This is a genomic window from Nonomuraea longispora (assembly GCF_004348345.1).
Lineage (GTDB): Bacteria > Actinomycetota > Actinomycetes > Streptosporangiales > Streptosporangiaceae > Nonomuraea > Nonomuraea longispora.
Map to the genome: position 1 here is coordinate 1 of NZ_SMJZ01000245.1, position 11,822 is coordinate 11,822.

The 11,822-nt window shown below is 71.6% G+C and carries 11 protein-coding genes; 3 read left to right on the forward strand and 8 right to left on the reverse strand.

Annotated elements, in window-relative coordinates:
* From E1267_RS38825 to E1267_RS38840, 4 genes are all read right to left on the reverse strand, one after another.
* Positions 1–2,005: sensor histidine kinase (locus E1267_RS38825; RefSeq protein ID WP_165960041.1), on the reverse strand; the 2,005-nt coding region annotated here is incomplete at its 3' end.
* Between the two features lie 186 nt (positions 2,006–2,191).
* Positions 2,192–3,718, reverse strand: coding sequence for a prenyltransferase/squalene oxidase repeat-containing protein (locus E1267_RS38830; RefSeq protein ID WP_246064540.1), 1,527 nt, complete (start codon positions 3,716–3,718; stop codon positions 2,192–2,194).
* Positions 3,715–4,560: a terpene synthase family protein gene (locus E1267_RS38835; protein WP_132340496.1), complete on the reverse strand. Its 846-nt coding sequence runs from the start codon at positions 4,558–4,560 to the stop codon at positions 3,715–3,717. The genes E1267_RS38830 and E1267_RS38835 overlap by 4 nt, the downstream gene beginning before the upstream one ends.
* Complete coding sequence (locus E1267_RS38840; protein WP_165960042.1) at positions 4,557–5,825, reverse strand: cytochrome P450; 1,269 nt, start codon at positions 5,823–5,825, stop codon at positions 4,557–4,559. The genes E1267_RS38835 and E1267_RS38840 overlap by 4 nt, the downstream gene beginning before the upstream one ends.
* Before the next feature lie 283 nt (positions 5,826–6,108).
* Here E1267_RS38840 and E1267_RS38845 point away from each other — a divergent pair, with 283 nt between their 5' ends.
* Positions 6,109–7,035 (forward strand): polyprenyl synthetase family protein, encoded by a 927-nt coding sequence (locus tag E1267_RS38845; RefSeq protein WP_246064542.1) that lies wholly within the window; start codon positions 6,109–6,111, stop codon positions 7,033–7,035.
* A 56-nt stretch (positions 7,036–7,091) separates the two neighbouring features.
* Positions 7,092–8,021, forward strand: coding sequence for an aldo/keto reductase (locus tag E1267_RS38850; protein ID WP_132340499.1), 930 nt, complete (start codon positions 7,092–7,094; stop codon positions 8,019–8,021).
* A 36-nt stretch (positions 8,022–8,057) separates the two neighbouring features.
* Here the strand turns inward: E1267_RS38850 and E1267_RS38855 are convergent, their stop codons facing one another.
* Positions 8,058–8,474: an STAS domain-containing protein gene (locus tag E1267_RS38855; protein ID WP_132340501.1), complete on the reverse strand. Its 417-nt coding sequence runs from the start codon at positions 8,472–8,474 to the stop codon at positions 8,058–8,060.
* Positions 8,475–8,616: 142 nt separating this feature from the next.
* Here E1267_RS38855 and E1267_RS38860 point away from each other — a divergent pair, with 142 nt between their 5' ends.
* Positions 8,617–9,060: a helix-turn-helix domain-containing protein gene (locus tag E1267_RS38860; RefSeq protein WP_138206365.1), complete on the forward strand. Its 444-nt coding sequence runs from the start codon at positions 8,617–8,619 to the stop codon at positions 9,058–9,060.
* A gap of 65 nt (positions 9,061–9,125) precedes the next feature.
* Here the strand turns inward: E1267_RS38860 and E1267_RS38865 are convergent, their stop codons facing one another.
* The 3 genes from E1267_RS38865 to E1267_RS38875 all read right to left on the reverse strand — a co-directional run.
* Positions 9,126–10,289 carry an NAD(P)-binding protein gene (locus E1267_RS38865; protein ID WP_132340505.1) on the reverse strand — a complete coding sequence of 388 codons (1,164 nt, stop codon included), beginning with the start codon at positions 10,287–10,289 and terminating at the stop codon, positions 9,126–9,128.
* 65 nt (positions 10,290–10,354) lie between these two features.
* On the reverse strand, positions 10,355–11,170 hold the full coding sequence (locus tag E1267_RS38870) for an MFS transporter (RefSeq protein ID WP_181957899.1): 816 nt from the start codon (positions 11,168–11,170) through the stop codon (positions 10,355–10,357).
* Positions 11,171–11,367: 197 nt separating this feature from the next.
* A partial coding sequence (locus E1267_RS38875) for a molybdopterin-binding protein (protein ID WP_484213948.1) occupies positions 11,368–11,822 on the reverse strand: 455 nt, incomplete at its 5' end.

Below are 11,822 nucleotides of genomic sequence, written 5' to 3' on the forward strand. Positions count from 1 at the left end.
GAGCAGGGGTCCGCGCCGGGGCGGAGACGGGGGGAGGCGCCGGGGCGGCGGCGCGCCGCGCCGACTTGAGCGTGCGCACGTTCTCGCCGACGGCGGGCCTGGTCGCGGTGGCCACGGCGCTCGCCCTGCGCGGCAGCCGCTCGCGGCCGCCGTTCTGCTGGGGCTCGGGCGTGGGGTCGAGCTGGACGAGCTCCTGCGGCAGCAGCACCACGACCGTCGTCCCGCCGTACGGTGACGCCTTGAGCACCACCTGGATGTCGTGTCGCTTGGCGAGCTGGCTGACCACGTAGAGGCCCAGCCGGGCGGTGCCGGTGATGCGGAACTCGGGCGGGTCGGCGATGCGCTCGTTGGCGGACTCCAGGTCCTCCGTCTTCATGCCGAGCCCGCGGTCCTCGATCTCGATCACGTAGCCGTTGGCCACGAGCTGGCCGCTGACCTGCACGCTGGTGTAGGGGGGCGAGAACGACACGGCGTTCTCGATCAGCTCGGCCAGCAGGTGGATGACGTCACCGACGGCGCGGCCGATGAGCACGACGTCGCCCATCGGCATGAGCGTGACGCGGGTGTAGTCTTCGACCTCCGCCAGCGCGCCTCGGACCACGTCGACCATCGGGACGGAGCGCCGCCACGTACGGGCGGGGGATGAGCCGGAGAGCACGATGAGGTTCTCCGCGTTGCGCCGCATGCGGATGGCGAGGTGGTCGAGCCGGAAGAGCTCCTTCAGCTCCTCGGGGTCGGTCTCGCGCCGCTCCATCACGTCGAGCACGGTGAGCTGCCGGTGCACCAGGCCCTGTGTCCTGCGGGCCAGGCTGAGCAGGATGTCACGGATGCTGCGGCGCAGCTCCGCCTGCTCGGCGGCGACGCTGACGGCGGTGCGCTGGACGGTGTTGAACGCCTGGCCCACCTGGCCGATCTCGTCGTCACCGAAGTCGAGCGCCGGGACCTCCCTGGCGAGGTCGACCTCCTCGCCGCGGCCGATGCGCTCGACGACGCCGGGCAGCCGCTCGTCCGACAGCTCGTGAGCGGCGTCGCGCAGCTTCTTGAGCTGGGCGAGCAGCTGCCTGGTCGTGGTGATCGACAACACGATGGACGCGATGACGGCGAGCAGGCCCAGACCGCCGGCGAGCACGAGGCGGACGATGACGCCGACCGCGACGGGCGTGATGCGCTCCAGGAGCCGGTCACCGCCGGCGAGCGTCACGGTCTGCATGCTGGACAGCGTCGCCTCGGCGGATTTCTGCCAGTCCTCGCCGCTCACGGGCAGCGGCTCCAGAGTCGCCTCATGCCGGATGAGCTGCTGCTCCATGGTCTGCACCCGGACGACGGGCGCGGTCTTGAGCCACGCCTCGAAGGCGTCCTGCTCCTCGGCGGGAAGTTTCTGCAGCGCCTCGTTGAGCGTGTAGCGGAAGACGCCCGCGGTCTTGACGAACTCGGCGTGCTCGGTCTTGGTGAAGCCACCCTTGGCGAAGACGCCGGCCAGGAGCGCGTCCTCGCGGGCGAACATCTCCCGCGAGCGGTGCATCTCGTTCAGCGTCCGGCCGTCCTCGGCGATCACCTTGTCGTCGAACTCCGCCACCGAGTCGTACATGCGGTAGAAGGAGTCGATGACGGTGTTGTACTGCAGCGCGGCCTGCGACAGGTCGGCCTTGCCCGAGTCGATCGACTTCCTGGTGGCCGCCAGCTTGCCGAGCTGGCCCCTGACCTCGTCGAGGCGCGCGCGGAGCGTCGTGTCCATGGCGAAATTGACCGTGGTGCCCTCGGCGGCGACCTCGAAGTCGGTGCGCAGGGCGTCGGTCCTGGCCCGCTGGTCGCGTAGCGACTTGTCGGGGTCGCGGTCCCGCGCGCCCAGGCGGGCGATGGTCAGCCGGCGCTCGCGCTGCAGTTCGATCAGGAGCGGCTCGCTCGGGTCGATCACACCGCTGTTGACCGTGGCGGCCCAGAGCAGGTTGACACCCTCTCGCAGGGTGACCCAAGCGGCGAACGCCCACAAACACGTGAGCGACACGATGAGGGCCGTGACCTTTGTCCGGACACTGGCGTTACGGAAGCGCATCGAGCCCACCCATACAGAAAGCAGCGCGGTCAGCGTGCCATGTCAAGGAAAAGAAATGGGCATCCCAGGAATCTGACACTCGGGTCACCCTAGCAACGCACCAATGCTCCCTCAACACGAAAGAGCGCTTTAAGGTCGCTATGTCCTGTTTCTCCCTCTATTTTCTCCTTCGGCGTGCCTCTGTGCTACATGCCGGGCCGCCAGAACCGCCGCCCGTACAATTGCAGTCGGCGTGTAAAGGTCCTTGTCATGCCATAATGGCGGATAATCCGCAAAATCGCCCATTCGGCTGAGGAAGGCGTCGCCAAGCGCGGCGGCCGCCACGCACCGCTCGTCCGGCTCCGGCCCGGAGAGCAGGAGCGTCTGCACGGCGTACGCGGTCTCCTCCGGCATCCCCGCCCAGCGCCCCCACGACCCGTCGTCGCGCTGCGTGGACACCACCCATTCCCGGGCCGCCCGGACTGCTTCGGTGTACGCGGGCCCGCCGAACTCGCCCAATGCCAGCACGCAACTCAGTGTCGCGTAATACGGCGAGGCGTGCCACCTATCGCGCCAGCTCCCGTCGGACTCCTGCCGCCCGGCCAGCCAGCGGGCCACGCGCGTCATCACCGGGGCGTACGCGCCGGCCGTCGCGGGCCTGGCGCGCGCGTACTGACCGTACGCGTCCAGCACATGAGCGTTCACGCTGACCGAGAAGCCGTCCTCGTTCCGCCAGGTGCAGAAGTGCGCGCCGGTGTCGAACGTCGCCAGCGGCCGCGGCTCGACCGGCATCCCGAGCAGGGACAGCGCGTAGAGCGCGACGCTCGTGGTGTCGGCGTCGGCCGGTAACCCGGCCCCGGCCGGCGTGCCGTCCGGGCCGATGGCCGCCCTGAGGTCCGCCGTCATCTCCGGCGGCACCTCCACCGGCACGCCCGCCCGTACCAGCCAGCTCAGCACCCAGCCGCGTTCGAAGACGGTGATCGGCAGGCCGACGGGGACGGGCCCGCCGTACCGCCGGGCCACGGCCTCCAGATGCCGCCTGGCGGAGTCGGCCGAGTCGGGCGGGGCGAGGGCGTCCAGCCAGGCGGCCGTCGCCGCGGGGGACGCGCCGATCGTGCCGATGGCCGTGGGGCGCACGGCGCCGGACCGCGAGGCGGCCGTCCCCGCGACCTCCAGGACGTGCAGGAGCTTCTGCGGCGGCTCGCCGCCCGACTCCAGCAGGTGCCTGACCATGTCGAGGCGGTGGCCGTCCATGCCGCTCGGCAGCGGCAGCGGCTCGGCGCAGCCGTGGTCGTTGACGAGCGAGACGAGGTGCGGCACGATCAGCTCGATCGCCGGCGTGTCGGGCAGCTCGGGCGGATCCTGGAGCGCCGGGCGCACGGCCTCCAGCCCGGCGCGCGCGGCCGGCACGAGAACGCCGGGATCGCCGTCGCCGCGCGCGGCGGCCGACAGCAGCGCCTCCGTGGCGCTCAGGGTGGGCACCAGGCCGTAGCCGTCGGGCGCGCCCCAGGAGCCGTCGCCGCGCTGCTCGCCCAGCAGGTACGCCACCCGCTCCTCCTGACCGACCAGCCAAGGCGCGAGCGTCACCATCCTGCCCGTCTCGTAGACCGAGGGGGACACCTGGCCCCAGGGCTTGGCCATGAGTTCGGCGACCAGCTCGCCGGCCTGCCGATGTACGTCGATCACGCGGCCTCCGGAGCCCAGAAGTCAGACAGCCCGTAGAAGCCGGCGCTGTAGTGGAGTTGCCAGGTCAGGTACTCGGCTGCGCGCGGATGCGCGGCGTGCAGCGGCTCGATCAGCTCGGCGGCCTCGCCGGCCAGGGCACAAATCCGCTCGTGGGCCTCGCCGGGGCTCATGCCCAGCGTGAACGCGTTGAGGTCGCCGAAGCCCGCCTCCCTGTGCCGAGTGGCCAGGTCGTTGAGCAGGCGCAGATAGCGCTGCACCACGTCGCCGGCCGGCCGCAGCCGGTCCAGGTCGCCGGGGGACTCGGCCACGCCGGTGTGGATCCAGTGCGTCAGGCCGATGAAGAACGCTCCGGTGCTGTCGGCGTTGGCCAGGTACTCCTCCATGCCGGGCGCATGGTCCGGCCGGTTCCAGTCCCATTCGCGGGCCATCGCGCCGAGCGTGCGCGCGAGCTGGTCCAGCCAGGCGGCCTCCAGCTCGAAGGGCGCGGCCAGCTCCGCCCGCAGGTCGGAGACGAACGCCGCGGCCGCCGAGGCGGGGGCGGCGCCGCGCCCCGCGGCCAGGCACTCGCCGACGAGGGCGGCGACCTCCTCCTGGGACGTCGCCTCCTCGTCGATCAGTCGGTCGACGGCGAACACCAGCAGCGAGGCGCGGTTGATCGCGCGCAGCTGGGCGACCGTGGCCCAGGGCGAGCCGAACGCGCCCGCCAGCGCCAGCGAGCTGTAAAGCCCGGAGTCGAAGGACGTCTCGGGGAAGAGCCCGTCGTACCGCGCCGCGGTGCGGGCCAGGTCCCGGCCGCCCGCGACCGCGAGGGCGCACGTCCGCCCGATGTCGAAAGAGCTCATCGCCGTTCCACCGGCACCAGCGTCATCGACAGGCCGGCGACGGGCCGCAGCGAGGACGCCAGGCGCGGGGTCACCGGGCCGTCGTGGTGCACCACGGGCCGGTACTTGCGCAGGATCCCCGCGATCAGCAGGGGCGCCTCCATCATGAACAGGTGCTGGCCCAGGCACACGTGGGGGCCCGCGCCGAACGGCCAGTACGCGTAGCGGTGCGAGCGCTCCTCGCCGGGCGCGAACCGCTCGGGGTCGAACTCCAGCGGACGGTCCCAGAAGCGGGGCAGGCGGTGCGTCAGATACGGGCTCAGCATGACGGTGGAGCCGGCCTCGACCGTCACCCCGCCGACGACGTCCTTTTGGAGTGCCTTGCGCGGCAGGATCCAGCCCGGCGGATAGAGGCGCAGCAGCTCCTGGACGAACATCCTGAGGTAGACCAGGTCGGGCAGGTGGGAGGTGGTCACGGGGTCGTCGCCGACCACCCGCTCGACCTCCTCGTAGAGCTTGGCCGCGACCTGCGGATATGCCTGCAGCACCGGCCAGGCCCAGGTCAGCGCGGTTGCGGAGGTCTCCGTCGAGGCGCCGTGCATGGCGACCAGGTCGTCCCTGATGCGCCGCTCTCCCTCGGCTCCCGCGATGTCCTCCCTGGCCTTGACCAGGCGCGAGACGACGTCGTCGCCCTCCCCGTCCGTCATCCTCGCCTGCCTGATGCGCGGGTAGACGACCTCGTCGATGGCCTTGATCGCCTTCTTGAACGGCTGGTCGCCGGGCATGGGGAACTGGTCCGGCACGAACGGCATCACCAGCCGGATGGCCTTGGCGGTGACGGCGACGTCGTACGCGGGCACCAGCCGGTTGATGTCGGCCACGGAGATCTTGGCGCCGAAGAACAGCCGCACGATCGTCGGGTGCACGATGGCGGACACGCCCTTGGCCACGTCGAAGGGCCGGCCGGGGACCACGGTCTCGTCGATCAGCTCGGTGATGATCTCGGCCATGCGCTCGGCCAGCGAGTTGACGTACTTGGCCGTGAACAGCGGCTGGAGGATGCGCCGGCTCTCCGCCCAGCTGTCGCCGTCGGACAGGATGCCCTCGCCCAGCAGCGGCGCCAGCGGGTCCCAGAACATGCCTTCGCGCACGTAGTTCGGCTGGTTCCTGGCGAGCACGTGCTGGACGTGGTCAGGGTGGGTCACCAGGTACGGGCGGAACGGTCCCATGTGCAACCGGACGAGATCCCCGTTGGCCTGGGTACCCGCCTCTTCGAACGCGTTCACCGGGATGCGAGCATGCCTGGTGAGTTTTCGGAGGAATGGGAGCGTTCGGGTGGGAGCGGCGTCGATCGCCACGGGTTATTCCTCCATCGCCTACGGTGTCCATCTCATGGCATGGACATTCCCTGACAAATGTCAACCGATGAGTGGAGTATCACATGCTTATGCATGTAGGTTCAAGATCGTACCGGGGTAGGAGTACCTGTTGAATCTCAGCCATCCGTCGGGCGGCGCCTTGGACCGCTGCCGGGACTTACTCGAGCCGGCCCTCAGGGAGGCCGTTTCGGTGCTGCATCCGTGGGGCGCCGGCATGGCCGGATTCGCCCTGGGCTGGTCGGACGCGGACGGCAGACCCGGCAACGGTGACCGAGGCAAGGCCGTGCGGCCGGCCGTCGCCCTGCTCAGTGCGGAGGCCGTCGGAGGAACGGCGGAGTCGGCGCTGCCGGGTGCCGTGGCGGTGGAGCTCGTGCACGCGTTCTCGCTGGTGCACGACGACATCATCGACCACGACGAGTGGCGCAGGCACCGCGAGGCGCTCTGGAAGGCGTACGGCGTGGGGCCCGCCCTGCTCGCCGGCGACGCCCTCCTGGCCCTCGCCGTCGGCCAGCTCGCCGCGAGGCCCGAGGCGATCCCGTACCTGTCGGCCGCCCTGGTCGAGCTGGTCCAGGGGCAGACGGCCGACATGGCCTTCGAGAGCCGCCCGTGGCGCGGGCCCGACGAGGTCACGGTCGAGGAATACACCGACATGGCCGCGGGCAAGACCGGCGGCCTGCTGGGCGCCGCCGCGGCCATGGGCGTGGCGCTGGGCGGTGCGCCCCAGCTCGCGGACCGCCTGTGGGGCATGGGGCGCGATCTCGGGGTGGCCTTCCAGATCGTGGACGACATGCTCGGTATCTGGGGTGACCCCGCCGTGACGGGCAAACCCGTGTACAGCGATCTGCGGCGCGAGAAGAAGACGTTGCCGGTGCTGGTCGCCCTGGCCGCCGGCGTCCCCGCCGCGCGCGAGCTGTCCGCGCTCCTGACGGAGGGAGACATGGACGAGGACTCCTTACGGCATGCCGCCGGCCTCGTGGAGGAGGCCGGCGGGCGCGACGCCGCCCGCTGCCTGGCGGACCGTTACATGTCGTCCGTGCTGGAGGTGCTCGACCGGCACCTGCCGGACGCCGAGGAACTGCGCGCGGTGTGCGACTCCGTGGTCAACCGTGTCCACTGAACGGCCAGGACAGGGGCCGCGGCGAGCCGCCTCGGGCGAGTGCGGATAATGGCGGGATGAGATCGCTCGGTACTACCGATTTGTCCGTTTTCCCCCTTGCTCTCGGCGCCAACGTGTTCGGCTGGACGGCCGACAAGGAGACCTCGTTCGCGATCCTGGACGCCTACGTCGCGGGCGGCGGCAACTTCATCGACACCGCCGACGTCTACCCTGCCTGGGAGACCGGCGAGTCCACCTCGGAGATGATCATCGGTGAGTGGCTGGCCGCCCGCGGCAACCGCGAGTCCATCGTGCTCGCCACCAAGGTCGGCATGCTGGAGGGCCTGCGCGGGCTGGCCCCCGCCACCATCCGCACGGCGGTCGAGGGCTCGCTGCGGCGGCTCCGTACCGACTACATCGACCTCTACTGGGCGCACGTGGACGACCAGGACACGCCGCCGGCAGAGTCGCTGGCGGCCTTCGACGCGCTCGTCCGCGAGGGCAAGGTACGCCACATCGGTGCGTCCAACTACGGGGCGGCCCGGCTCGCCGAGGCCCTCGCGATCTCCGACGCCGAGGGCCTGGCCAGGTACGCGGCTCTGCAGCAGCAGTACAACCTCGTCGAGCGTGCCTACGAGGGCGAGCTGAGAGACGTGGTGAGCAGGGAAGGGCTGGCCGGCACACCGTACTTCGGGCTGGCGCGCGGCTTCCTGACCGGCAAGTACGCGCCCGGAGCCCGGGTGGACAGTCCCCGGGCGGGGAAGGCCTCCGCATACCTGGCGACGGCACACGGGCCGAGGACGCTGGAGGCGCTGGGCAAGGTGGCGGCCGACCGGGACGTCGCACCGGCCACGGTGGCCCTGGCCTGGGTCGCCGCCCAGCCGACGATCACGGCGACGATCGCGAGCGCGCGCAACGCCGAGCAGTTGGAGACGCTGATGGAGAGCGCGTCGCTCACGCTCACCGCCGACGAGCTCACCCTCCTCGACGAGGCCTCCCGCCCCTGACCCCGCAACCCGACCCGCTCCGGGCGGCGCCCGTGTTCAGGCCAGGCCGTGCCGGCCGCACCACTCCTCGACGGTCTCGCCTCCGCGCTCCACCGCCCGCACCCAGTGGGCGTCGGCCGCGATCGCGTCATGGACGGTGTCGTGGATGGGGAACACGGCGGTCAGGCCGGTGATCGCGAAGACGCGTTCGATGCGATCCGTGCCCATCACGAGGGCCAGTGACCCCTCCTGGGTACGCAGCCGTTTGAGCGCCCCCACGAGCACCCCGAGTCCGGTCGAGTCGAGGAACTCCACGCCGCCCAGATCGACCACGACGTGGACGACCTTCTTGGCGACCAGGTCGAGCACCTGCTCGCGCAGCCGTGGCGCGGTGAACACGTCGATCTCTCCGGCGACCCTGATGGCGGCGCAGTCGCCGGTCGGGCCGAAGACCTCTAAGCCGATCTCTCGCATCTGGAACCCCTCAGCTCACTCAGTTGCGTCATTCGTGGTGATGACGGGGGAATGTGTACGTTTACACTATGCGGTGAGCGGCATCCGCGTCAATAAAGGGCTTTCGGCGTCATCGTGCACGATGACAGGAGTGGGGGATGGGGTGCGTGTCGAGGAGGCCATCGGGCTGCAGATCGCACGCCTGCGGGCGGAGCGGCGGATATCGCTGACCGAGCTGGGGGAGGCGCTGGGCCGCTATCTTGACCGGCCGTGGAGCCGGCAGGCCGTCCACCAGGCCGAACGCGGGCAGCGGTCGTTCACGGCGGCCGAGCTGACCGCGCTCGCCCTGGCGCTCGACACCTCCGTCCCCGCGTTGTTCCGCGCCGAGGGCGACCGGATCGAGCTGCCGGGCGGGGCGGTCTCCCCCGAGGAATACCGCGGCATCCTGCTCAACAGGGAACGCGACACGCCCCTCGACGGGGTCGAGGAGCTGATCATCGCGCTGCACGACATCGGAGAGGTGCTCTCCCGTCCCGCCCTCGTCCGCCTGGCCCGCATCGGCGAGGTGGCCGAGCAGGTCGCGGGCCCGGAGTCCCACCGGGCCTGACGCTCGCCGCTGTGGCCGTACGCCGTGCCGCAGGAGCCGGCCGGCAGGTCACGGGAGCCCCCGCGTCACCGCGCGGCGTGGTCGGTGAGGCGCAGCGCGCGCAGGGCGCCCTCGGCGGCCATGATCGCGCTGTTGACGGAGATCTCGCCCCGCATCCCGGGCGCGGCCACCATGTCGCCCGCCAGGAACACGCCGTGGCCCCGGTCGATCGCCGGGCGGTCGCGCCAGGTCTGACCGGGGAGGTCGAGCGCTCCCGTACGGTGCCTGGCCGCCCCCGAGCGCTGCCAGGTGACGCGCTCGCGCCAGCCCGGCACCGCCAGGTCGGCCAGCGCCCGCACCCGCCCGGCCGCCTCGGCTCTGGGCTCGTCGTGCCGGATCGGCATGTCGATCTGGAACAGTGTCTCCCCCTGGGGAGCGGCCGTCGGATCCTGCAGGGAGTAGCTCTCGTGGAAGCCGCCGCCGTCCAGGTCGAAGCAGATGAAGCGGTCACCGCGCGCCGAGCGTACGGCGAGGTCGAGCAGCACGCCGTTGCCGCTCTGCCAGCGCAGGCCGTCGTCGCCGAGCAGTCTGCGGGCCGAGGACAGCTCGGTCGCCACGATGGTGGGCTCGCCCGGCAGGTCGTGCACGCGGGAGCCGAGTTCGACGCGCACGCCGAGTTCGCGGGCGCGGGCGGCGAGCCGGTCGATCACCGCCTGCCAGCCGCCGACCACCCACCGGACCGCCGGTACGCGGAAGGCGAACACCCGGCGCAGCAGCTCCCACACGAACGCGGCCGACAGACGGCCCGTGTCGGCGTCGAAGGTCACCACGGCGATCGCGTTGGCGGCCACTCTTGCCGTGTCCTCGCCGTACCGGGCGGAGGCCCAGGTGTGGAAGTCCACGTCCACCGGCGCCGTCGTCGGGCCCGTCGCCATCATGCGCAGGAAACCGGCCGGCGGCAGCCGCCGCAACCGGCCATCGCGTACGAACCCCAGCCGCATGTCCCGCAGCGGCGGCCGGCCCAGCGCCCCGACCAGGCCCCGCCGGCGCAACCACGTCCAGTGCGGGCCGTCGGCGTAGAACACATGGGCACCGTCATGTGCCAGGTAGGGTCCGTCCGCCGCCCGTCCCCGCCCGCCGAGACGCCGGTGCGCCTCGTACAGCGTCACCTCCGCACCCGCCTCCGCGCAGACGATGGCCGCCACCAGCCCGGCCAGCCCGCCGCCGACCACCACGATCTTCTTCGTCACAAGCTCTCCTCCTCCTTCTCACCCGATAAGAAAGAAGAGGGCGCCGCAGATGTGACATCACCTGCTCAGCGTGCTGTCGCGCGTCCCTTTCTCCGGGGTGGCCGCGAGCTCGCGGGACCGCCGGGCCGCAGGCGGCTCGGCGCGAGCAGCCACACCGCGACCGTGCCGGCCAGCATCAGCGCCGCTCCGGCGGCGCCGGTCAGCACGAGCGACTCGGTGAACGCCGCCCGCGCCTGCTCCGCCAGCGGGCCGCCCGCCGCGCCGAGGCCCCGCGCCACGTCGAGCGCCGCACCGAGGGACTCGCGTACGCCCTCACCCCCGGGCCCCGTGTACGCCAGCTCGCTCCGGTAGACCGCTGCCGCGACGCTGCCCAGGACGGCCACGCCGAGCGCTCCGCCGATCTCGTAACTCGTCTCCTCGATGGCCGCCGCGCTGCCCGCCTTGGCCGCCGGAGTGCCCGACATGATGACCGAGGAGGCGGTCGCGAGGGCGCCGTTCCCGATGCCGATGAGCACCAGGGCGGCCGCGACCGGCCAGTAGGCCAGCGGCGCGGGAGCGGCGAACAGCAGCAGGAACCCCAGCCCTGTCATGGCCAGCCCACCCGGCCAGCACGGCGCGGTCACCACTCCGGCCGAGAACGGGCCGCTGCGGAACAACCTGATCTCCAGCAGCGGGTCGGGCCTGCGCAGGCACCGCGCCACGAACCAGCCCAGCGTCACCGTCGCCACCACGGTCGCCGCCAGGGCTGCGGGGGAGCCGAGGCCGTACTTGCCGAAGTCCTTCACCGCGAACACCAGCGCCACCATGCCCGCCACCGACAACACCGTCGCGATCGCGTCCCACCGGCCGGGCGCCGGGTTCCTGGACTCCGGCAGCAGCAACAGCCGGCCACGATCGCGACCGCCATGACGGGCACGTTCACGAGGAACGCCGAGTGCCAGCTGAAGTGCTCCAGCAGCAGCCCGGCCAGGATCGGCCCCTCAGCCCGAGGGCGTCCCCAAACGCTTGTCTGGAATTCCCCTGGATGTGTTGCCCGGGCGTTAGGACATAACGTTTTCCGCTTGCTGTACTGACGCCGTCAGCCGGTGACCACATCGACGGGATGGCGGACCACGGCGTCGAAGTGGTAGCCGAAGGGGTGGCGCGGCGTGGCCAGGGGCTGGGTGACGCCGCTCGCGTCGGTGGCGCGCGCCATGAGCACGTGAGGCCCCGTGTGCCGGGGCGCCCACGCTATGTGCCACGGCAGCCAGGCGCTGACCAGGTGCCGGCCGTGGTGCTCGGCCTCGCGCCAGCTCGCCCCGCCGTCGAGGCTGACCTCGACCCGGGCGATCCGCCCCCGCCCCGACCACGAGCGCCCGTGCAGGATGTGCTGCCCGCCGGCGGGGAGGCGGGCGTTCCAGGCGAGCTCGAAAGCGCTCTTGGCCGGGTTGGTCGTGACCTCGGGATAGAAGACCGTGTTCCACGGTGTCCGGAGCTCGCTCGTCGCGACCTCGATGTCGCCCAGCCACTTGATGGAGGCCACGCCCACCCATC